The organism is Lysinibacillus sp. NPDC093216, from assembly GCF_050280325.1.
Taxonomy (GTDB): Bacteria; Bacillota; Bacilli; order Bacillales_A; family Planococcaceae; genus Lysinibacillus.
The window spans coordinates 37,033-59,331 of record NZ_JBNNVB010000012.1 but is presented as its reverse complement, the minus strand read 5'-3'; the positions used below and the strand labels follow the sequence as shown (position 1 = coordinate 59,331).

General features: G+C 39.2%; 20 protein-coding genes and 2 other annotated features. Of the genes, 19 read left to right on the top strand and 1 reads right to left on the bottom strand.

All coding sequences use genetic code 11. The annotated features are described in order from the left end of the window. Complete coding sequence (ispD, locus tag ACQKOG_RS14570; RefSeq protein ID WP_370077969.1) at window positions 1-696, top strand: 2-C-methyl-D-erythritol 4-phosphate cytidylyltransferase; 696 nt, start codon at window positions 1-3, stop codon at window positions 694-696. 182 nt (window positions 697-878) lie between these two features. On the opposite strand, the gene ACQKOG_RS14565 is transcribed toward ispD, so the two are convergent. Further along, on the bottom strand, window positions 879-2,537 hold the full coding sequence (locus tag ACQKOG_RS14565) for an SWIM zinc finger family protein (RefSeq protein ID WP_402869977.1): 1,659 nt from the start codon (window positions 2,535-2,537) through the stop codon (window positions 879-881). A 281-nt stretch (window positions 2,538-2,818) separates the two neighbouring features. On the opposite strand from ACQKOG_RS14565, the gene ispF reads away from it, so the two are divergent. From ispF to rpoC, 18 genes are all read left to right on the top strand, one after another. Next, window positions 2,819-3,295, top strand: a complete 477-nt coding sequence (gene ispF / locus ACQKOG_RS14560; RefSeq protein ID WP_370044013.1) for a 2-C-methyl-D-erythritol 2,4-cyclodiphosphate synthase — start codon at window positions 2,819-2,821, stop codon at window positions 3,293-3,295. Between the two features lie 91 nt (window positions 3,296-3,386). After that, window positions 3,387-4,847 (top strand): glutamate--tRNA ligase, encoded by a 1,461-nt coding sequence (gene gltX, locus ACQKOG_RS14555; RefSeq protein WP_427447124.1) that lies wholly within the window; start codon window positions 3,387-3,389, stop codon window positions 4,845-4,847. A gap of 50 nt (window positions 4,848-4,897) precedes the next feature. After that, window positions 4,898-5,116, top strand: a binding site (T-box leader). Window positions 5,117-5,302: 186 nt separating this feature from the next. Further along, complete coding sequence (gene epsC, locus ACQKOG_RS14550) at window positions 5,303-5,953, top strand: serine O-acetyltransferase EpsC (protein WP_323648541.1); 651 nt, start codon at window positions 5,303-5,305, stop codon at window positions 5,951-5,953. Beyond that, a complete protein-coding gene (cysS, locus tag ACQKOG_RS14545) occupies window positions 5,950-7,350 on the top strand; it encodes a cysteine--tRNA ligase (RefSeq protein ID WP_370077753.1) in 1,401 nt (466 codons plus the stop codon). The genes epsC and cysS overlap by 4 nt, the downstream gene beginning before the upstream one ends. Window positions 7,351-7,355: 5 nt before the next feature. After that, window positions 7,356-7,775, top strand: a complete 420-nt coding sequence (locus tag ACQKOG_RS14540) for a Mini-ribonuclease 3 (protein WP_053482829.1) — start codon at window positions 7,356-7,358, stop codon at window positions 7,773-7,775. Beyond that, a complete protein-coding gene (gene rlmB, locus ACQKOG_RS14535) occupies window positions 7,775-8,527 on the top strand; it encodes a 23S rRNA (guanosine(2251)-2'-O)-methyltransferase RlmB (protein ID WP_370077750.1) in 753 nt (250 codons plus the stop codon). The genes ACQKOG_RS14540 and rlmB overlap by 1 nt, the downstream gene beginning before the upstream one ends. A 2-nt stretch (window positions 8,528-8,529) precedes the next feature. Next, a complete protein-coding gene (locus ACQKOG_RS14530) occupies window positions 8,530-9,042 on the top strand; it encodes an NYN domain-containing protein (protein ID WP_370077967.1) in 513 nt (170 codons plus the stop codon). Between the two features lie 67 nt (window positions 9,043-9,109). After that, window positions 9,110-9,757: an RNA polymerase sporulation sigma factor SigH gene (gene sigH / locus ACQKOG_RS14525; protein ID WP_370077748.1), complete on the top strand. Its 648-nt coding sequence runs from the start codon at window positions 9,110-9,112 to the stop codon at window positions 9,755-9,757. A gap of 76 nt (window positions 9,758-9,833) precedes the next feature. Beyond that, window positions 9,834-9,980, top strand: coding sequence for a 50S ribosomal protein L33 (gene rpmG / locus ACQKOG_RS14520; RefSeq protein ID WP_132362667.1), 147 nt, complete (start codon window positions 9,834-9,836; stop codon window positions 9,978-9,980). Window positions 9,981-10,028: 48 nt separating this feature from the next. Continuing rightward, window positions 10,029-10,214 (top strand): preprotein translocase subunit SecE, encoded by a 186-nt coding sequence (gene secE / locus ACQKOG_RS14515; RefSeq protein ID WP_053596042.1) that lies wholly within the window; start codon window positions 10,029-10,031, stop codon window positions 10,212-10,214. Window positions 10,215-10,602: 388 nt separating this feature from the next. After that, the gene (gene nusG / locus ACQKOG_RS14510; protein ID WP_049662801.1) at window positions 10,603-11,136 is read left to right on the top strand and encodes a transcription termination/antitermination protein NusG; all 534 of its coding nucleotides are present in this window, start codon (window positions 10,603-10,605) and stop codon (window positions 11,134-11,136) included. Between the two features lie 225 nt (window positions 11,137-11,361). Then, the gene (gene rplK / locus ACQKOG_RS14505; protein WP_004233593.1) at window positions 11,362-11,787 is read left to right on the top strand and encodes a 50S ribosomal protein L11; all 426 of its coding nucleotides are present in this window, start codon (window positions 11,362-11,364) and stop codon (window positions 11,785-11,787) included. Between the two features lie 119 nt (window positions 11,788-11,906). Further along, the gene (rplA, locus tag ACQKOG_RS14500) at window positions 11,907-12,605 is read left to right on the top strand and encodes a 50S ribosomal protein L1 (protein WP_370077746.1); all 699 of its coding nucleotides are present in this window, start codon (window positions 11,907-11,909) and stop codon (window positions 12,603-12,605) included. Between the two features lie 61 nt (window positions 12,606-12,666). Then, window positions 12,667-12,813 (top strand) — a sequence feature (ribosomal protein L10 leader region). A gap of 32 nt (window positions 12,814-12,845) precedes the next feature. Further along, window positions 12,846-13,346 (top strand): 50S ribosomal protein L10, encoded by a 501-nt coding sequence (rplJ, locus tag ACQKOG_RS14495; RefSeq protein WP_370077744.1) that lies wholly within the window; start codon window positions 12,846-12,848, stop codon window positions 13,344-13,346. A gap of 68 nt (window positions 13,347-13,414) precedes the next feature. Then, window positions 13,415-13,774, top strand: coding sequence for a 50S ribosomal protein L7/L12 (gene rplL, locus ACQKOG_RS14490; protein ID WP_049662812.1), 360 nt, complete (start codon window positions 13,415-13,417; stop codon window positions 13,772-13,774). 76 nt (window positions 13,775-13,850) lie between these two features. Next, window positions 13,851-14,453, top strand: a complete 603-nt coding sequence (locus ACQKOG_RS14485) for a class I SAM-dependent methyltransferase (RefSeq protein ID WP_370077741.1) — start codon at window positions 13,851-13,853, stop codon at window positions 14,451-14,453. A 242-nt stretch (window positions 14,454-14,695) separates the two neighbouring features. Next, window positions 14,696-18,271 carry a DNA-directed RNA polymerase subunit beta gene (gene rpoB, locus ACQKOG_RS14480; RefSeq protein ID WP_370077739.1) on the top strand — a complete coding sequence of 1,192 codons (3,576 nt, stop codon included), beginning with the start codon at window positions 14,696-14,698 and terminating at the stop codon, window positions 18,269-18,271. A 207-nt stretch (window positions 18,272-18,478) separates the two neighbouring features. Next, window positions 18,479-22,165 (top strand): DNA-directed RNA polymerase subunit beta', encoded by a 3,687-nt coding sequence (gene rpoC / locus ACQKOG_RS14475; RefSeq protein WP_427447117.1) that lies wholly within the window; start codon window positions 18,479-18,481, stop codon window positions 22,163-22,165. Window positions 22,166-22,299 lie beyond the last annotated feature (134 nt).

Genomic DNA, 22,299 nt, shown 5'->3' with positions numbered 1-22,299 from the left:
GTGCAATATGAAGTAGTGTTGCCTGCTGCGGGAAGCGGAAAGCGAATGGGTGCAGGGCAAAATAAGTTGTTTTTAAATCTTTTAGAAAAACCGATCCTCATACACACGCTGGAGGTATTTGAACAGGATAGCCAGTGTACAGGTATTTGGCTTGCAGTGAAGCCTGAAGAGCGTGTATTTATTCAAGAAATGCTAGAGAGGTATGGAATTACTAAAGTTAAAGGTTTACCTGATGGTGGTGCAGAGCGACAGCATTCCGTCCATTCGTGCATGAAAGAAATGAAGCAGGTTGATATTGTGCTTGTGCATGATGCTGCGCGTCCATTTATTACGCATGATATTATTGCGAATCTTGTACAAAGTGCGCATGGATTTGGCGCTGCGATTGCGGGAGTTCGTGCGAAGGATACAATGAAAAAAGTACGCAATGGTATTATTGAAGAGACAATTGATCGAGAAAGCTTATGGATGATTCAAACGCCACAAGCATTTCAATTTGATTTGATTGTCGAGGCGGAGGATGTCGCTGAGAAGGTAGGCTTCCTTGGAACCGATGAAGCAATGCTTGTTGAACGTCTCGGACATGAGGTGCATATTGTAGAAAGCAGCTACGAGAACGTAAAGATGACAACGCAAGAGGATCTAGTTTTCGGTGAAGCGATATTGCGTAAACGTGCTTTGTATGAGAATAGTTGAAGTGAGATATATTAGGTAAATTAAAATGGTAGCGGCTAGAGCAGCTATACAAAATCCCGTAAAGAAGTAGCACTATAACTTCTTATGGGATTTTATTTTAACTTCTTTCAGCTATGTTCTTAAATGCTTCAATTCCTCAAAATGTAAAGCTGTTAAGAAACTCTTTTTGCAGAGAAAATCCACTATTTCATAATACTCTTTAATTCCTCTATAAAAGCAGGGCGCTTTGGGTAAGTTTGCAGTAAATCAGTAATCAACCGTTCAGCTTCTACGGTATAGCCAGCCTTACGCATAATATTGATAGAACGACAGACATCTTTATAATTTTTTCGATTAGCGGAAGATTGAGCATCGATAGTGACGGCGTCAATAAAGAGTGCACAAACTTCTTCATAGTACTGCTCTTTAATGAATTGATAATAGTCCTCTATTCGTGTTGGGTATTCTTTGCAATAGTCTAGAATACGTTTAGATTGCTGTTCCTCTACAATAAGTCTTGCATATAATTGTGAATTGGTAAGGCTGTTTAATAATTCTTCCAGAACCTCCGGCCATTGTTCAGTAGAGTGAAGAGCTTTGAACTCCTTGTAAAAATCATAATCACCCTGTTGTAATAGCGTTAAAGCTAATTCGCGCATCTCTTCTGTATGCCCTAAATGCTGATGAGCTAGAAAGGCATAGCGTTGCCACATGCTCACAATTCCTGGGAGTTGTTGATCTTGCTGGATCCCATCTGCTGTTAATTGTAATATTTTTTCATATTCACCGCGGTTAATGGCAGATTGAATAATTTGTTCACGCATATGGTAGTCCTCAATATGCTTCTCCAAAAATGCCTCTACTTCCTTACTGCTGTATTTATTCTGTAATAAGTGAAGCTCAACTTGATTTAACTCTTTGTTTATATATTGTGCATTCCAATCATCTGATGTACTTTCCATCGAATGAATGAGGGTTTTGAATTGCTCCTCAATCGCATCATCCACACAAAGAGGAACACAGGCATGGAGTAAATGAATTCGACAGTCTACCCAGCCATCTAACTCGTGTTGCATTGCTTTTTGAATAACAAGTTCATAGACTGTTTCATACTGCTCTTTTGACCAAAGACTAGCTCCTTCTTCAATCGCTTGACTAATTAATTCAAGACTTTCATTTATGGCATCACCGAAATGACCATCGGAATCATCACCATATTGTAGTGCCTCTAATGTGTATTGAAGGCACAGAAAACTAAGCTCAATAGCTGTAATATAATTCTCTTCGTCAATATGCTCCTTAGCGTGTTGAAGTGTTGAGTAGACACCTTTTAGTGCTTTCGATGCCCGATGACGTGGGATAAAACCGCTACGCCCCTCCTGCCCGCTTTTTAGATGCTGGACAATCATTTTTTTAGCGGCCTTTACTATATCTGTTGGCTCCATTAGTCGCATTTCTAATTCTTGCAAAAAATTAGGGGAGTTCTCCCCAACTGTTAGAATTAGGCTTATTAAATTTTCTTTTGTTTGTGTTGTTAGCAATTGCTGTAATGTTGATTTTTTGACTTTAGATGATCTAGATACTGGTACAGGAGGATTGTTAAGTTGTTCCTTAATCGCGTATAGCACAGCGGCAATATGCTTGCAATCATCATCGTAAGGGCAGTCACAATTCGCATATGTAATATCGCCATTTGATGTGATGACGACGTCTACAGTATACGGTTCAGTTCCTTCAACCTCTGCCTGCCAATTGCTATTGTCAATTTGCATAATATCAATGACATGATTTTTTACATAATAATCGTGTCCACGCTGTATAATTACTTTTTTAAATTGCTTTTCAAAAGTATTGATGTTCATGTCAGTCCCGCCTTATCGTATTCGTATTAGATTAATGCAAGCATAACAAAAAATACGAGGGAAATGAGAGCCCAATAGTATATAACTTAGTCGAGACACTCATTTCCTAGGAAATATGTTAAAATGTGAGGGTATAATATAGAGTAAATATAAAAGTGAAAGAAGGTGAATGAGACTGCCTTATGAGCTGAATAGACGCTTTTTAAGTCTGCATATTTTTTGAAGTAAATAGGCTTCATGTGGTGGATTTTATTTATCTTATTAGACAGTCTCAAAATCATATGTTTCGAGTGGGACAAGGATTTGACGTGCATGCATTTGAAGAAGGGCGTCCATTAATTATTGGTGGTATAACAATTCCTCATGAAAAAGGGTTAGTAGGGCATTCGGATGCAGATGTTTTATTACACACTGTAACAGATGCAGCGTTAGGGGCTATTGGTGAGGGAGATATCGGTCGTCATTTCCCAGACACAGATCCCGCGTTCAAAGATGCTGATTCAGCAAAATTATTAGAGCATATTTGGAAGATTGTTGAGGACAAGGGTTATGTTCTAGGCAATGTGGATTGTACGATTATGGCACAACGTCCGAAAATGGCACCATATATTGAACAAATGCAAAATCGTATTGCTGAATTACTTCATGCAGAGCCTTCTCAAGTGAATGTTAAAGCAACAACAACTGAACGTTTAGGTTTTACAGGTCGCGAGGAAGGGATTGCGGCTATGGCGACAATCCTATTGATTAAGAAGTAAAAGCAGGCTCTCAGCGCTTTTATTTCCTGTAACAGAGTGGTAAAATGAACAAAGTCAATTTTTTGAACGAAAATTTAGGAGGCTTTTAATTATGGCGAAAGAAGTTCGTGTTCGTTACGCGCCATCCCCTACTGGTTTCTTACATATCGGTGGAGCGCGTACAGCGTTATTTAACTATTTATATGCAAAACATCATGACGGTAAATTCATCGTACGTATTGAGGATACAGATATTGAGCGTAATGTAGAGGGCGGAGAAGCATCTCAGCTAGATAATTTAAAATGGTTAGGTATTGAGTATGATGAGTCGATCGATATTGGTGGACCATATGCACCTTATCGCCAAATGGAGCGTCTTGATATTTATAAAGAGCACGCTGAAAAGCTACTAGAACAAGGTTTAGCTTACAAATGCTTCTGTTCTTCTGAGAAATTAGAAGCGTCTCGTGAAGAACAAAAAGCACGAGGTGTTGCAGCTCCAACTTATGATGGCACTTGTCGTCATTTATCAGCAGAGGAAGTTGCGGCTAAAGAAGCTGCTGGTGAACAATATACAATTCGTATGCGCGTACCTGAAAATGTAACATATGAATTTGAAGATTTAGTACGTGGACAAGTAGCATTTGAGTCAAAAGATATTGGTGATTGGGTTCTTGTTAAAGCAAACGGTATCCCAACGTATAACTACGCGGTAGTGCTAGATGATCACTTTATGGAAATTTCACATGTATTCCGTGGTGAAGAGCATTTATCGAATACACCAAAACAAATGATGATTTTTGATGCATTTGGCTGGGAATATCCACGCTTTGGTCATATGACATTAATCATTAATGAAAACCGCAAAAAATTATCAAAACGTGACGAATCAATTATTCAATTCGTCACGCAATATAAAGATTTAGGCTACCTACCTGAAGCGATGTTTAACTTCTTCGCATTACTTGGTTGGTCTCCTGAAGGGGAAGAAGAAATTTTCTCAAAAGAAGAATTTATTAAACTTTTTGATGAAAAACGTCTTTCAAAATCACCATCTATGTTTGATAAACAAAAGCTTACTTGGATGAATAACCAATACATTAAAAAACTATCTTTAGAAGAAGTGGTAGCATTATCTTTACCGCACTTACAAAAAGCTGGTTTATTACCAGAAGAGTTAACAGAAGAAAAACGTGCATGGGCTACAGATTTAATCGCACTTTATCATGAACAAATGAGCTTTGGTGCTGAAATTGTAGAACTATCTCGCCTATTCTTTAACGATCATATTGAATATGATGAAGAAGCAAAAGCAGTTTTAGCAGGGGAGCAAGTACCTGAGGTAATGGCTGCATTTAAAGCACAGCTTGAAGGTTTAGAGGAATTTACACCTGATACTGTCAAAGCGGCTATTAAAGCTGTTCAAAAAGAAACAGGTCACAAAGGTAAAAATCTATTTATGCCAATCCGCGTCGTAACGACAGGTGAAACGCATGGTCCAGAACTTCCTAACGCGATTTGCTTAATTGGTAAACAGAAAACAATTGACCGTGTAGAAAAATTTGCACAATAAGTAGAAATTGATTGACAATTTATTAGTTCGTTGTAAAATGTATTTACATTGAGAAAGCGTTGATAAGGAGAAGTAAGTGGCGCATGCTCCAAAGAGAGGACCATCACCGGCTGAAAGTGGTCTGAGCCTAGGCAAAACTGAAATGCACCTTTGAGTATAAAGCTGAACAACTAGTAGGCTTTATCGATTCGTTCCCGTTACAGAACGTCCAGAGTGGAAGGCTTTCGCCTTCAATCAGAGTGGAACCGCGCAAATTTAGCGTCTCTGTCATTCCTTTTTGGGATGATAGGGGCGCTTTTTTATTTTCTGGACAGTGAATTGAAGCGATGGATGCGCCGGATTCTACTCCATTAACTCTGTGATGAAATCAACGTCAGCTATAGTATTTCAATGGCCAGGGATGCAAGTGGCTGTGTGGAATTAAAGCAGATCAAAATGAAAAGGGGGAGCTTTTTGTGTTTAAAAGAATGAAGGAAGATGTAGAAACAATTTTTGAGAATGATCCAGCAGCGCGTAGTGTATTCGAAGTTATACTAACATACTCAGGTTTGCACGCTACTTGGTCACACCGAGTTGCCCATTGGTTCTTTAAAAAGCGTTTTTATTTTATAGCCCGTACCATTTCACAAATTAGTCGCTTCTTTACTGGAATTGAAATTCATCCTGGAGCGAAAATTGGTCGACGTTTCTTTATTGACCATGGGATGGGCGTTGTAATTGGTGAAACATGTGAGATTGGTGATAATGTAACGTTGTATCAAGGTGTAACTTTAGGTGGTACAGGAAAAGAAAAGGGGAAACGCCACCCAACATTAGAGGATAATGTACTAGTTGCGACAGGTGCAAAAGTTTTAGGTTCTATTACAATTGGTGAAAATAGTAAAATTGGTGCAGGTTCAGTTGTCTTAAAAGAAGTGCCACCAAATGCTACAGTTGTCGGTATTCCTGGTAAAATAGTGATTAAGGATGGGGTTCGTCTAGAGAAAAAACTAGACCACCAAAATATACCTGACCCTGTAGAAGAACGTTGTCAAGCTTTCGAGAAGCAGATTGCAGCATTGAATCAGGAAATCGAGCGCTTACAAAAGGAGAGAGAAACACAATGAGTATTCAAATTTTCAACTCATTAACACGACAAAAAGAAACTTTCGTACCGCTGGAAGAAGGCAAAATAAAAATGTACGTTTGCGGTCCAACAGTTTATAACTACATTCATATTGGGAATTCACGTCCTGTAATTGTCTACGATACAGTGCGTCGTTATTTCCAATACAAAGGCTATGATGTGAAATTTGTTTCAAATTTCACAGATGTGGACGACAAAATTATTAAGGCTGCAAATGAGCTTGGAGAAGAAGTTCATGAATTAACGGAGCGCTTTATTGCCGCATACTTTGAAGATGTTTCAGCGCTAGGTTGCAAGAAAGCAGATGTACATCCGCGTGTAACAGAGCATATGGATGATATCATTCAATTCATTCAAGTTTTAGTCGATAAGGGCTATGCTTATGAGTCAGCTGGTGATGTCTATTACCGAACTCGTAAATTTAATGGTTACGGTAAATTATCTCACCAATCGGTGGATGATTTAAAAATTGGTGCTCGTATAGAAGCAGGCGAGAAAAAAGATGATGCGTTAGATTTCGCTCTATGGAAAGCTGTAAAGCCAGGTGAAATTTACTGGGAAAGTCCTTGGGGCAAAGGACGTCCGGGTTGGCATATTGAGTGCTCTGTAATGGCACGTGAGCATTTAGGAGATACTATTGATATTCATGCAGGTGGGCAAGATTTAACATTCCCGCATCATGAAAATGAAATTGCGCAATCTGAAGCTCATAATGATAAAACATTTGCGCGTTATTGGATGCACAATGGGTATATTAATATTGATAATGAAAAAATGTCCAAATCCCTTGGTAATTTTATACTCGTTAATGATATTCGTAAACAAATTGACCCACAAGTTTTACGCTTCTTTATGCTCTCTGTGCATTACCGTCATCCGATTAACTTTGCGAAGGATTTAGTAGATGCAGCCGCAAATGGGTTAGAACGAATTCGTACTGCCTACAACAATGTGAAACACCGTTTAACAGCAACTGCGAGCTTAGGTGATCACTCAGAAGAATGGCTTGAAAAAATTGCTGAACAAAAAGCTTACTTTGAAGAAGCGATGGATGATGACTTTAATACAGCCAATGCCATTTCTGTATTATTCGAATTAGCGCGCATCGCAAATATTTATCTAAATGAAACGAATACTGATGAAAAAGTATTAGTAAGTTTTACTGAAACTTTTGAGGTGTTAGGTGACGTCTTAGGTATTGAATTTGCAAAAGAAGAAGAGCTATTAGACGAAGAAATTGAAGCACTGTTACAGGAACGTGTAGATGCACGTAAAAATCGTGATTTTGCTCGTTCGGATGAAATTCGTGACCATTTGCAAGCGCAAGGTATCATTTTAGAAGATACGCGACAAGGAACTAGATGGAAACGAGGGTAAGCAACTTGGATAAACTCCGCAACGAAGATGTTAAGCAATTGAATGCATTAGCGTTAGCCTATATGGGAGACGCAGTTTTAGAACAAAAGATACGAGAGCATTTATTACGTGCCGGCCGTGTCAAACCTAACACACTTCATAGAGAAGCGACGCGTTACGTATCAGCTAAAGCTCAATCTATGATTGTACATCGAATGATGGATGAAGGCTTTTTAACAGAGGAGGAGTTGGCTGTGTTCCGTCGTGGACGCAATGCCAAATCCGGCTCTGTGCCCAAAAATACAGATGTTCAAACATACCGTAATAGCTCAGGTTTTGAGGCTGTGCTCGGTAGTTTATATTTATTAAATGAATTAGAACGCGTCTATGCAATCATTGCATACGCTATTCAAATCATCGAGGAATCAAAAGGAGTGTCGAATTAATGGCAGAGCAAAATGGTGAAATTATTGCCGGTAAAAACCCAGTGTTAGAAGCACTTCGTTCAGGCCGCGATATGAATAAAGTATGGATTGCAGAAGGTGTGAAAAAATCAGGGGTTAATGAACTCCTAGATTTAGCACGAGAACGTGGCGTCATCGTTCAATTTGTCCCGAAAAAAAAGGTGGATCAATTATCAGATGCCAACCACCAAGGAATAGTTGCCTCTGTTGCAGCATATAGATATGCAGAGCTAGAGGACTTATTTGCTGTAGCGGCAAAAAAACAAGAAGATCCATTCTTCTTAATTTTAGATGAGCTAGAGGACCCTCATAATCTGGGCTCTATTATGCGAACTGCTGATGCGATAGGTGCGCATGGTATTATTATTCCGAAGCGCCGTTCTGTGAGTTTGACAGCTGTAGTGGCAAAGGCATCAACTGGAGCAATTGAGCATGTACCTGTTGTGCGTGTTAATAATCTAGCGCAGACAGTAGATGAGCTAAAAGAACGAGGGGTATGGATTGCAGGTACAGATGCCAAAGGTTCTGCAGACTATCGTAAAATGGATGCAACATTGCCGCTTGCGATTATTATTGGTAGTGAAGGCAAAGGAATGGGCCGCTTATTAAAAGAAAAATGTGACTTTTTATATCATCTACCGATGGTTGGGCATGTCACATCACTAAATGCATCGGTAGCTGCTGCACTTTTAATGTACGAAGTGTATCGTAAACGTCAAGAAGCGAATGATTGACAATGAACAATATTTTGCTTGTTGACGGCTATAATATGATAGGAGCTTGGAAAGAGCTACGACCATTACGTGATACTAATTTTGAAGATGCCCGTAAGAGGTTGATTGAGCTTATGGCTGAGTATAAGGCAGCTATGGGGTGGCGCGTAATTATAGTTTTTGACGCGCATCTTGTACCGGGTGTGGAGCAAACTTATTTAGAAAACGATGTCGAAATCATTTATACACGGAAAAACGAAACAGCAGATGAACGTATTGAAAAAATGACACATGAACTAAAAGCTAGAAATGTACAGATTCACGTAGCAACCTCTGATATGGCAGAGCAAAATGTTATTTTTGGTAATGGTGCTCTGCGAAAATCGGCAAGAGAGCTAGAAATTGAGATGGGTATTATCCAACATAAAATTTCTCATGATGTGAAACAAAAACATGATAGCAAACCGCCATCTCGCATGGAGCTTAAGCCGGATGTTGCTTTAGCCTTTGAAAAGTGGCGGCGTGGTTTGAAATGATTGATTGACTCATATTTTCCAATTCCGTTATACTGTTCCTATTATCTGTTGTGGCTGAGGTGATACCATGTTTAAAAATAATATTGTACAAGTGACACAAGATTTTGAACGATTCAATGATGAAGAACTTATTGAAATGGTGCATCAAGGTAATACAGATGCGTTGGATTATTTAATTACGAAATACCGTTTGTTAGTGAGAGCGAAGGCTAGATCTTATTTTTTAATTGGTGCAGATAAAGAAGACATTGTGCAAGAAGGCATGATTGGTTTGTATAAAGCCATTCGTGATTTTAAGGGAGATAAACTTGCTTCTTTTCGAGCTTTTGCTGAATTATGTATTACAAGACAAATTATTACGGCTATTAAAACAGCTACAAGACAAAAGCATATACCACTAAATTCTTATGTTTCTTTGGACAAGCCTATTTTTGATGAAGAGTCAGACCGTACATTAATGGATGTGTTAACCGGTGCTATTATGGATGATCCGGAAGAATTAATGATTCATAGAGAAGAGTTTGGCTACTTAGAAGAAAAGATGGGTGAGATTTTAAGTGAATTAGAGCTACAAGTGTTAGCGCTTTACTTAGATGGACAGTCTTATCATGAAATTTCTGAGAAATTAAATCGTCATGTGAAGTCTATTGACAATGCTTTGCAACGAGTAAAGCGTAAATTAGAGCGACATTTAGTTCTTGAAGAAATGTCTTAGCGGTTGTATGCCTTTGTTGACATTGACAAATATAGGTGTTAGTCTTGAAAAGACAAAGTGCCGAAAAGGTGATTATATGGCAAAAAAAGTCGTTCTAAATTGCGAAAAATGCGGATCGAGAAATTATACGTTTCCAGCTAAGGAAGATACAACTGTACGCCTCGAATTAAAGAAATTTTGCTCGCATTGCAATGAACATACAGTGCATAAACAAACGCTATAAAATAATTTGTAAATAGACAGATATGATTGATTCGGAGGTTAGGCTAGAATGGGCAAGATTAAAGGCTTTTTCAGCAATGTAATGTCGGAAATGCGCAAAACAAGCTGGCCAAAAAGTAAAGAACTGACGAAATATACAGTCGTTGTAATTTCAACTGTTGTAATTATGGCTTTATTTTTTGTGTTAGTAGACTTAGGTATTTCATCATTATTCCGCTGGTACTTAGAGTTATAATTTAGTAAATAGCATGTTAATACTTCTGAAATAGCCCGTCATTACAATAAACGGGTTTTTTCGTTTGTTTTATCTTCGTTGAAGATAAAGCCTCCGAACGCATTGTTTATCTGCGCGTCAGCGGCAATTACGCCAAGGCGAGATTGAAGAAGTGGACAGCAGTAAAATATTCTCAATATGATAAGTAAGCTACTAGGGATAGTATGAGGGTAGCGATAGATGACTATGCTAGATTTGGTATATATCATCAGGCTTTCGCTAGCTATTAGCGAAAGCTATGTTTTTCTAATGAGCAGTTTGTGAAAAGAGTAAAGAATGCACTTAGCATATCGTGAATCATTTTCACTCTTATTTGTAAGGGAGGGACGGACGAGGAGTCCTAGTAGTTATGGAGAAAAATTGGTATGTTGTTCATACGTATTCAGGGTATGAAAACCGTGTAAAAGCAAACCTAGAGAAACGTGTAGAAACAATGGGTATGCAGGATAAGATTTTCCGTGTTATTGTACCTGAACATGAAGAAACAGAAATGAAGGATGGGAAAAAGCGTACTATGATGCGCAAAGTTTTCCCTGGTTATGTTTTAGTAGAGCTAATTATGACAGATGATTCATGGTATGTTGTACGCAATACGCCAGGTGTAACTGGCTTTATCGGTTCATCTGGTGGTGGTGCAAAACCGACACCTTTATTACCTGAAGAAGCGGATCGTCTACTTCAACAAATGGGAATGACTGACAAAATTGTCGAGATTGATATTTCTGTTGGAGAAGCAGTAGAAGTATTGGAAGGGCCTTTTGCTCACTTCCAAGGACGTGTTGAAGAAATTGACACTGAAAAAGGAAAAGTGAAAGTTTCTGTCGATATGTTTGGTCGCGAAACAATTATGGAACTAGATTTTGAGCAAATACAAAAAATGTAGTTCTAGTAACTAAAGTACATATGTCTAAGACGTATGTCGCAGATTTTGTTAATTACTACTTGCTTAAAAAAATTAAAAGTGGTATCATTTCTAGGTCAGATTGTCATACTTTGGTTTGACGTCTGCAATGATAATTTTAATGTTATCGGCAATTAGCTGACAGACAGATATTGAGTGGGAGGGGCAACCCAATTACCACATCACGGACTTAAGGAGGTGTGTCTCGTGGCTAAAAAAGTTATTAAAGTTGTTAAACTTCAAATCCCTGCTGGTAAAGCAAACCCAGCTCCACCGGTTGGTCCTGCATTAGGTCAAGCAGGTGTGAACATCATGGGATTCTGTAAAGAATTCAACGCGCGTACTGCAGATCAAGCTGGTCTTATCATTCCAGTTGAAATTTCAGTATTCGAGGACCGTTCATTCACTTTCATTACAAAAACTCCACCCGCAGCAGTACTACTTAAAGTAGCAGCTGGTATCCAATCTGGATCTGGTGAACCAAATCGTAAAAAAGTGGCAACGGTTAAACGTGATAAAGTTCGCGAAATCGCTGAAACTAAAATGCCAGACCTTAACGCTGCTTCAGTAGAAGCTGCAATGTTAATGGTTGAAGGTACTGCACGAAGCATGGGTATTGTTATCGAAGACTAATCCCATTACTTGATGATGTATTTGTTTTTTGGAAGGTTGCGGAGTTTCTTTGTGAACGCGCAACCTTTATTCGTGGGAGGTAAAATCCGCTATAACCACAATCAAGGAGGAATTATATAATGGCTAAAAAAGGTAAAAAACTGCAAGATGCAGCAAAATTAATCGACCGTAACGCATTATACGGCGCTCAAGAAGCAATCGAACTTGCTCAAAAAACTAGCTCAGTGAACTTCGACGCTACTGTAGAAGTTGCTTTCCGTCTAGGAATCGATACTCGTAAAAACGACCAACAAATCCGTGGTGCAGTAGTGTTACCAAACGGTACTGGTAAAACTCAACGCGTATTAGTATTCGCTAAAGGTGAAAAACTTAAAGAAGCTGAAGCTGCTGGTGCTGACTATGTAGGCGATGCAGAATACATCCAAAAAATCCAACAAGGTTGGTTTGATTTCGATGTAATCGTTGCAACTCCTGACATGATGGGTGAAGTTGGTAAACTTGGTCGCGTATTAGGACCTAAAGGTTTAATGCCAAACCCTAAAACTGGTACAGTTACTTTCGATGTAACAAAAGCTATCGCAGAAATTAAAGCTGGTAAAGTAGAATACCGTGCTGATAAAGCTGGTATCATCCACGCACCTATCGGTAAAGTTTCTTTCTCTACAGAAAAATTAGTTGAAAACTTCTTAACTGTATTCGATGTAGTGCAAAAAGCGAAACCTGCTGCAGCTAAAGGTACTTACATGAAATCTGTAAACGTTACAACTACAATGGGTCCAGCTCTTAAAGTTGATGCTTCAAGCGTAGTAGTAAAATAATTTAAGTTTTTATGTAAATCTGTTGACGGCGCTGTCTATCTATGATAAGATGGTTGCTGTTGTGAATCATCCATTTGTACCGTAGACAGTAGGAGTGACTTGTCACTTAATGATCCTACCGAGGACAGCGGAATTCGGAATCTTATTTTAAAGATGATGACTTTCAGCCTCTGTGTCTATTTGACCCAGAGGCTTTTCTTTTGTCGGTATAAATGACCCATTCTAATAGGAGGTGTCATCATGAGCAAAGTTATCGAAAACAAACAAGCACAAGTTCAAGAGATTACTGAGAAATTTCAAAATGCTGCTTCTGTAGTAATTGTGGATTACCGTGGTCTTAACGTTACGCAAGTAACTGAACTTCGTAAACAACTTCGTGAAGCTGGCGTTGAGTTCAAAGTTTACAAAAACACTTTAACACGTCGTGCTACTGAAGCTGTTGGTCTTGAAGGAATCAATGACGTATTAGTTGGTCCTAACGCAATTGCGTTCTCAAATGAAGATGTTGTAGCTCCTGCTAAAATCATCAACGAGTTCGCTAAGAAAAACGAAGCTTTAGAAATTAAAGCGGGTATTATTGAAGGTACAATCTCATCTGTTGAAGATGTTAAAGCACTTGCAGAACTTCCATCACGCGAAGGTCTTCTTTCTATGCTTTTATCTGTACTTCAAGCTCCAGTGCGCAACTTCGCACTTGCAACAAAAGCTGTTGCAGAACAAAAAGAAGAACAAGGCGCGTAATATACGCACTATAACTTCCGCGGCCTGACCGCAACAATAAAACATTATCCAATTAGGAGGAAATTATAATGAATAAAGAGCAAATCTTAGAAGCTATCAAAGCTATGACAGTTCTTGAATTAAACGATTTAGTAAAAGCTATCGAAGAAGAATTCGGTGTAACAGCTGCTGCTCCTGTAGCAGTAGTAGGTGCTGCTGCTGGCGCTGCTGAAGAAAAAACTGAGTTTGACGTAGTATTAGCATCTGCTGGTGCTGAAAAAATCAAAGTAATCAAAGCGGTTCGTGAAATCACTGGTTTAGGTCTTAAAGAAGCTAAAGAAGTAGTAGATAACGCTCCTAAAGCTCTTAAAGAAGGCGTTTCTAAAGATGAAGCTGAACAAATCAAAGCTAAACTTGAAGAAGTTGGCGCATCTGTAGAAGTTAAGTAATCTCGCGTTACTTTTAAACAAAAGGAAAGCTCGTCATTGTGGCGGGCTTTTTTCTTCATTTTGAGGAGGCGTGGAAATGTCAGATCACTATTATACGAGTAAGCCTCAAACCGAGAGTAAACCTCGTCACTGGACATTCAAGTTGTTAGGGCATACGTTTTCCTTTGAAACGGATGCAGGTGTATTTAGTAAAAGCGAAGTAGATTTTGGATCCCGTGTTTTAATAGATGCTTTTCAAATGCCTGATATTGATGGTGCGATTTTTGATGTGGGGTGCGGGTACGGACCGATCGGATTATCGATTGCCAAAACAAACCCAGACCGTACCGTTCTTATGATGGATATCAATGAACGTGCTGTTGCACTCTCGCAAAAAAATGCGCAAGTAAACGGTGTTCAAAATGTACGGATATTTGTGAGTGACGGACTATCGATGGTTGACAATGATGTAAACGCCGCAGCTATTTTAACCAATCCTCCAATTCGCGCAGGAAAGGAAACAATTTTCCGCTTTTACGATGGAGCTTATGATAAGCTAGTGTCATCTGGTGAGCTGTGGGTAGTAATACAGAAGAAGCAAGGTGCACCATCAACGGTAAGTTACTTAGAAGAAAAATTTTCTGAAGTCGATGTTGTGGAGAAGAAAAAAGGGTACTGGATAGTACGCGCGAAAAAATAAGTGAAATATGCATAAATTATTGACTTGACAAATCGGCTATGATAACATGATACAATGCAAAAATATTATTTTGAGGTCGTATGCCCTTTTTGAATATGATTGTTATAATGTGGGTATACTTGCCAAGATAAGTTTAGTTAACCGAAAATGAGATCTTTTTGAAGACTCGTTTTCTTTTTGTCTTTCGAAATCATACACTATTTGTATGATTTTGCAAAGACCTAATATCGCTTTATTGAGGGGTGAATGAGTTGACAGGTCAACTAGTTCAGTATGGACAACACCGCCAGCGTAGAAGCTTTGCGCGTATTAACGAGGTGCTTGAGCTTCCAAATCTGATTGAGATTCAAACGGCGTCTTACGAGTGGTTCCTTGAAGAAGGTTTACGTGAAATGTTCCGTGACATTTCGCCGATCGAGGACTTTACAGGCAATCTTTCATTAGAATTCATCGATTATTCATTAGGAGATCCTAAATATGATGTTGATGAGTGTAAAGAGCGAGATGTTACTTACGCAGCTCCATTACGTGTGAAAGTACGTCTTTACAACAAAGAAACAGACGAAGTGAAAGAACAGGATGTCTTCATGGGTGACTTCCCATTAATGACAGAGACAGGTACGTTCATTATCAATGGTGCTGAACGTGTTATCGTTTCACAATTAGTTCGTTCACCAAGTGTGTATTTCCATGATAAAACTGATAAAAACGGTAAGAAAGGTTTCGGAGCGACAGTTATTCCGAACCGTGGTGCTTGGTTAGAATATGAAACTGACGCGAAAGATGTAGTATACGTGCGTATTGACCGTACTCGTAAGCTACCAGTAACAGTGTTACTTCGTGCATTAGGCTTCGGTTCAGACCAAGAAATTATCGATATTATCGGTGATAACGAATATTTACGTAATACGTTAGAAAAAGATAACTCTGAAAGTACTGAAAAAGCACTTTTAGAAATCTATGAACGTTTACGTCCAGGTGAGCCACCAACAGTTGAAAGTGCGAAGAGTTTATTATACTCTCGTTTCTTCGATGCAAAACGCTATGATTTAGCGAATGTTGGTCGCTACAAAATGAATAAAAAGCTTCATATTAAAAATCGTTTATTTAACCAAACGATTGCTGAAACGCTTGTAGACCCAGAAACAGGCGAAATTTTAGTAGAGAAGGGTACAGTTCTTGATCGTCGTACTTTAGATAAAATCTTACCGTATTTAGAAGATTCATCAAAAGGGATCGGTTACCGCACTTTATCACAAGTTGGCGGAGTACTTGAAGACGATGTAACAATCCAGTCTATTAAAATTTATGCACCAAAAGATGAAGCGCAAAAAGAAATCAATATTATTAGTAATGCGTACATCGATGAAGAAGTGAAGAATATTACGCCTGCTGACGTATTATCTTCAGTAAGTTATTTCTTCAACTTACTTTACCAAGTAGGGGCAACAGATGATATCGACCACTTAGGTAACCGTCGTCTACGCTCTGTTGGTGAGCTTTTACAAAACCAATTCCGTATCGGTTTATCCCGTATGGAACGTGTAGTACGTGAGCGTATGTCTATTAACGATACAGCTGCGATTGTACCACAGCAATTAATTAATATTCGTCCGGTAATTGCGTCAATTAAAGAGTTCTTTGGTAGCTCTCAATTATCACAATTCATGGACCAAACAAACCCATTGGCAGAGTTAACGCATAAGCGTCGTCTATCTGCATTAGGACCTGGTGGTTTAACACGTGAGCGTGCTGGTTTCGAAGTACGTGACGTTCACTATTCTCACTATGGTCGTATGTGTCCAATCGAGACACCAGAGGGTCCAAACATTGGTTTAATCAACTCTTTATCTTCATTTGCCAAAGTAAATAAATTTGGATTCATTGAAACACCTTATCGTCGTATTGACCATGAAACAGGTCAAGTAACGGATCAAATTGATTACTTAACAGCAGATGAAGAAGATAACTACTATGTAGCACAAGCGAACTCACTATTAAATCCTGATGGTACATTTGCTAAAGACGAAGTAGTAGGTCGTTTCCGTGGGGACAATACAGTATTTAACAAATCGCAAATGGACTACATGGATGTATCTCCTAAACAAGTAGTGTCAGCTGCGACTGCATGTATCCCGTTCTTAGAAAACGATGACTCGAACCGTGCACTTATGGGTGCCAACATGCAACGTCAAGCAGTTCCTCTTCTTAACCCAGAAGCACCATTCGTTGGTACTGGTATGGAACACGTTGATGCGCGTGACTCAGGTGCGGCTGTAGTAGCGAAATATGATGGTATTGTTGAGCACGTTGAAGCTCGCTCTATCCGTGTTCGCCGCATTGAAGTCGTTGACGGTAAAGAGGTAAAAGGCGATTTAACAAAATATAAATTACAAAAATTCATTCGTTCTAACCAAGGTACTTCATACAACCAACGTCCACTTGTAAAAGTTGGCGAACGTGTGAAACCTCGTGACATTTTAGCAGACGGTCCATCTATGGAAAATGGTGAACTTGCTCTTGGTCGTAACGTACTTGTTGCGTTCATGACTTGGAACGGCTATAACTATGAGGATGCTGTTATCATGAGCGAACGCCTTGTAAAAGACGATGTTTATACATCTGTTCATATTGAAGAATATGAATCAGAGTCTCGTGATACAAAATTAGGACCTGAAGAAATCACTCGTGATATTCCAAACGTTGGGGAAGATGCGCTTCGTAACTTAGACGAACGCGGTATTATCCGCATCGGTGCAGAAGTACGTGATGGTGACATTCTTGTAGGTAAAGTAACACCTAAAGGGGTTACAGAATTAACTGCTGAAGAACGTTTATTACATGCTATCTTCGGTGAAAAAGCTCGTGAAGTTCGTGATACTTCATTACGTGTACCACATGGTGCTGGCGGTATTATTCTTGACGTTAAAGTATTTAACCGTGAAGATGGCGATGAATTACCACCGGGTGTTAACCAATTAGTTCGTGCTTACATTGTTCAAAAACGTAAAATTCGCGTAGGGGACAAAATGGCCGGACGTCACGGTAACAAAGGGGTTATCTCTCGTATCTTACCGGAAGAGGATATGCCATTCATGCCAGACGGTACTCCTGTTGATATCATGTTAAACCCACTTGGCGTACCTTCTCGTATGAACATCGGACAAGTTTTAGAGCTACACTTAGGTATGGCTTCTCGTTACTTAGGCGTTCATATGGCAACTCCAGTATTTGATGGTGCCAACGAGGAAGATGTTTGGGAAACGATGGAAGAAGCAGGTATGAACCGCGATGGTAAAACAATCCTGTATGATGGACGTTCAGGTGAACCATTCGATAACCGTGTATCAGTTGGTGTCATGTACATGATCAAACTTGCTCACATGGTTGATGATAAACTTCACGCACGTTCAACTGGTCCTTATTCACTTGTTACTCAACAGCCACTTGGTGGTAAAGCACAGTTCGGTGGACAACGCTTTGGTGAGATGGAAGTATGGGCACTTGAAGCATACGGTGCTGCTTACACACTTCAAGAAATCTTAACAGTTAAATCCGATGATGTTGTTGGTCGTGTGAAAACATACGAAGCAATCGTTAAAGGTGAAAGTGTACCAGAGCCAGGCGTTCCTGAATCATTCAAAGTATTGATTAAAGAACTTCAATCTCTTGGTATGGATGTGAAAATGTTAACAGTTAATGATGAAGAGGTAGAGCTTCGCGACTTAGACGAAGAAGAAGATCTTCAACCAGCTGACGCACTTAACATTGCACCACAGCAAGAAAAAGAAGAAGAGCCAGTAGAGTCTTTTGAATAATGGAAAACGTTAGTTCACACCTTTGTGAACACGGTCAAAGTTATTTTTCAAATTAGTCGGGCAGGATTTAATGCCCTGCCCGGCTTTTTCTTTCAATAAATCATTCTATTTTTAATCTTTTGCCAAAGAGACATGATTCTTGCAAACGATTATCGAGCTGCGTAAAAGAGTCTTTATAAAGACCTATACTAGAGGGAGGTAGGCTCCTTGATAGACGTTAATGAATTTGAATATATGAAAATCGGTTTAGCTTCTCCTGACAAGATCCGTTCTTGGTCATACGGTGAAGTCAAAAAACCTGAAACAATCAACTATCGTACTTTAAAACCAGAAAAAGATGGTTTATTCTGTGAGCGTATTTTCGGTCCAACTAAGGACTGGGAGTGTCATTGTGGTAAATACAAACGTGTACGCTATAAAGGCGTAGTTTGTGATCGTTGTGGAGTAGAAGTAACACGCGCCAAAGTTCGTCGTGAACGTATGGGCCACATCGAATTAGCAGCACCAGTATCTCATATCTGGTACTTCAAAGGTATTCCTAGCCGTATGGGTCTTATTTTAGATATGTCCCCACGTGCACTAGAAGAAGTAATTTACTTTGCTTCTTACGTTGTTATCGAACCAGGTGCTACAAACTTAGAAAGTAAGCAACTACTTTCTGAAAAAGAGTACCGTGCATATCGCGAAAAATTCGGCAACACATTCGAAGCATCTATGGGTGCGGAAGCAATTAAAAAATTATTAGGCAAAATTGATCTTGAAGATGAAACTTATTCTTTAAAAGAAGAGTTAAAATCAGCACAAGGTCAACGCCGTACACGTGCAATTAAACGTCTTGAAGTTGTTGAATCATTCCGTAACTCAGGTAACTCTCCTGAATGGATGATTTTAGATGTATTACCGGTTATTCCGCCAGAGCTTCGTCCGATGGTGCAATTAGATGGTGGTCGTTTTGCAACTTCTGACTTAAATGATTTATATCGTCGTGTAATCAACCGTAATAACCGTTTAAAACGTTTACTAGACCTTGGTGCTCCAAGTATCATCGTACAAAACGAAAAACGTATGTTACAAGAAGCTGTTGATGCATTAATCGATAACGGTCGTCGTGGTCGTCCTGTAACAGGTCCTGGTAACCGTCCATTAAAATCACTTTCACATATGCTGAAAGGTAAACAAGGTCGTTTCCGTCAAAACTTACTTGGTAAACGTGTTGACTACTCTGGTCGTTCGGTTATCGTAGTAGGTCCAAACTTAAAAATGTATCAATGCGGTCTACCGAAAGAAATGGCAATTGAGCTATTTAAGCCTTTCGTAATGAAAGAGTTAGTAGAACGTGGTCTTGCTCATAATATTAAATCTGCTAAACGTAAAATCGAGCGTTTAAACAACGATGTATGGGACGTTTTAGAAGATGTAATTCGTGAGCATCCAGTATTACTAAACCGTGCACCTACGCTTCACCGTCTTGGTATTCAAGCGTTTGAACCAACACTAGTTGAGGGTCGTGCTATTCGTCTTCACCCATTAGTATGTACAGCTTATAACGCTGACTTCGATGGTGACCAAATGGCGGTTCACGTACCATTATCAGCAGAAGCACAAGCAGAAGCTCGTCTTCTAATGCTTGCTGCACAAAACATCCTGAACCCGAAAGACGGGAAACCGGTTGTAACACCATCTCAAGATATGGTATTAGGTAACTATTACTTAACACTTGAGCGTGAAACAGCTCGCGGCGAAGGAACAACTTTCTATGGACCAAACGAAGTATTAATTGCATATGATACAGGTCATGTACATTTGCATACTCGTATTGCGATTAAAGCAAGTTCGTTAAATAACCCAACATTTACTGAGGAACAAAATAATATGTTCCTATTAACGACTGTTGGTAAAGTAATCTTTAACGAAATCTTGCCTAAATCATTCCCATACATTAATGAGCCAACTGCATTCAACTTAGAACAAGAAACACCAGACAAATACTTTGTTAATTTAACAATTGATGAAGAAACGTTAAAAGAACTTGAAGCAGATGCTACTTATAATGGGCTTGATGAAAAAGGTAAAGTTGATGCACAACGCACAGCTGTACTGCGTAAACACTTTGCATCAGTACCAGTTGTAAACCCATTCCGCAAAAAATTCTTAGGTAATATCATTGCTGAAGTATTTAAACGTTTCCACATCACTGAAACATCTAAAATGCTTGACCGCATGAAGAACTTAGGATTCAAATATTCAACACGTGCTGGTATCACTGTAGGTGTATCTGACATCGTCGTATTACCAGACAAAGGTGAAATTTTAGCGGTAGCTCAAGAAAAAGTAGATAAAGTTCAAGCGCAATTCCGTCGTGGTTTCATCACGGAAGAGGAGCGTTATGATCGCGTTATCTCAAGCTGGAGTGCTGCGAAAGATGAAATTCAATCAAAGCTGATGAAGTCACTTGAGAAAACAAACCCAATCTTTATGATGTCTGACTCAGGTGCCCGTGGTAACGCATCTAACTTTACACAGTTAGCTGGTATGCGTGGTCTGATGGCCAACCCGGCTGGTCGTATCATCGAACTTCCAATTAAATCTTCATTCCGTGAAGGTTTAACGGTATTAGAGTACTTCATCTCAACTCACGGTGCTCGTAAAGGTCTTGCCGATACAGCCCTAAAAACTGCCGATTCAGGTTACTTAACACGTCGTCTTGTTGACGTAGCACAAGATGTTATCGTTCGTGAGGATGACTGTGGAACTGACCGTGGTTTAACAATCGGTGCGTTAATGGAAGGCACAGAGTTAATTGAAGCGTTAGATGAACGTATTATCGGTCGTCATACGAAGAAAACAATCATGCATCCAGAAACAGGTGAAGTTATCTTAGAAAAAGATGGCTTAATCGATCAAGATATCGCACGTGCGGTTATCGAGATTGGTATCGAGGAAGTAACAATCCGTTCAGCATTCACATGTAATACAAAACATGGTGTATGTAAAAAATGTTACGGCATGAACTTAGCAACAGGTGAAGAGGTTGAAGTTGGAGAAGCAGTTGGTATTATTGCGGCTCAATCAATCGGTGAACCAGGTACACAATTAACAATGCGTACATTCCATACAGGTGGGGTTGCCGGGGATGATATTACACAAGGTCTTCCACGTATCCAAGAGATTTTTGAAGCACGTAATCCTAAAGGTCAATCAGTTATTTCTGATATCGCGGGTACTGTTTCAGACATCACTGAAATCCGCGAAGGTCTAAAAGAGATTACAATTGAAGGTGAAGTAGAAACACGTAAATACGCAGCACCTTACAATGCTCGTCTAAAAGTACAAGAAGGCGACTTTGTAGAACGTGGTCAAGTATTAACAGAAGGTTCTATTGATCCAAAACAATTATTAAAAGTTAAAGACGTTTCAACAGTTCAAGAATACCTGTTAAAAGAAGTACAAAAAGTATACCGTATGCAAGGGGTAGAAATTGGAGACAAACATATCGAGGTAATGGTTCGCCAAATGCTTCGTAAAGTTCGTGTAATCGAAGCTGGTGATACAGAATTATTACCAGGCTCATTACTAGATATTCACCAATTCTCAGAAGCAAATGCAGATGCTGTGCTAAATGGCAAAAACCCTGCAACTTGTCGTCCTGTTATCCTAGGTATTACAAAAGCGTCTCTTGAAACAGAATCATTCTTATCCGCTGCATCATTCCAAGAAACAACTCGTGTGTTAACGGATGCTGCTATTAAAGGAAAACGTGATGAACTTCTTGGTCTGAAGGAAAACGTAATTATCGGTAAACTTGTTCCTGCAGGTACTGGTATGCAACGTTACCGTCAAATCCGTATTGAAAAAGATGAGCTTGACACAGAAGACCTAATTTCTGCTGAATAATCATTAAAATAAGTGCCGAAGAGATGTATTTTAATCATCTCTTCGGGCTTTTTAAAGATATTAGTTGACAGTCGAAATTGGTAATGATAATATATTGAAGGTTGATAGTTAACTGTCTGTACTTCGGAGGATAT

What these genes read in the sequence shown, in the direction of transcription:
- gltX (WP_427447124.1), top strand. Translation starts at nt 3,387, where the DNA reads ATGGCGAAAGAAGTTCGTGTTCGTTACGCGCCATCCCCTACTGGTTTC.
- rplA (WP_370077746.1), top strand. Translation starts at nt 11,907, where the DNA reads ATGGCTAAAAAAGGTAAAAAACTGCAAGATGCAGCAAAATTAATCGAC.
- rplL (WP_049662812.1), top strand. Translation starts at nt 13,415, where the DNA reads ATGAATAAAGAGCAAATCTTAGAAGCTATCAAAGCTATGACAGTTCTT.
- rpmG (WP_132362667.1), top strand. Translation starts at nt 9,834, where the DNA reads ATGGCAAAAAAAGTCGTTCTAAATTGCGAAAAATGCGGATCGAGAAAT.
- ACQKOG_RS14485 (WP_370077741.1), top strand. Translation starts at nt 13,851, where the DNA reads ATGTCAGATCACTATTATACGAGTAAGCCTCAAACCGAGAGTAAACCT.
- sigH (WP_370077748.1), top strand. Translation starts at nt 9,110, where the DNA reads ATGTTTAAAAATAATATTGTACAAGTGACACAAGATTTTGAACGATTC.
- ACQKOG_RS14565 (WP_402869977.1), bottom strand. Translation starts at nt 2,537, where the DNA reads ATGAACATCAATACTTTTGAAAAGCAATTTAAAAAAGTAATTATACAG.
- ACQKOG_RS14530 (WP_370077967.1), top strand. Translation starts at nt 8,530, where the DNA reads ATGAACAATATTTTGCTTGTTGACGGCTATAATATGATAGGAGCTTGG.
- rplJ (WP_370077744.1), top strand. Translation starts at nt 12,846, where the DNA reads ATGAGCAAAGTTATCGAAAACAAACAAGCACAAGTTCAAGAGATTACT.
- rlmB (WP_370077750.1), top strand. Translation starts at nt 7,775, where the DNA reads ATGGCAGAGCAAAATGGTGAAATTATTGCCGGTAAAAACCCAGTGTTA.
- ispF (WP_370044013.1), top strand. Translation starts at nt 2,819, where the DNA reads ATGTTTCGAGTGGGACAAGGATTTGACGTGCATGCATTTGAAGAAGGG.
- nusG (WP_049662801.1), top strand. Translation starts at nt 10,603, where the DNA reads ATGGAGAAAAATTGGTATGTTGTTCATACGTATTCAGGGTATGAAAAC.
- cysS (WP_370077753.1), top strand. Translation starts at nt 5,950, where the DNA reads ATGAGTATTCAAATTTTCAACTCATTAACACGACAAAAAGAAACTTTC.
- secE (WP_053596042.1), top strand. Translation starts at nt 10,029, where the DNA reads ATGGGCAAGATTAAAGGCTTTTTCAGCAATGTAATGTCGGAAATGCGC.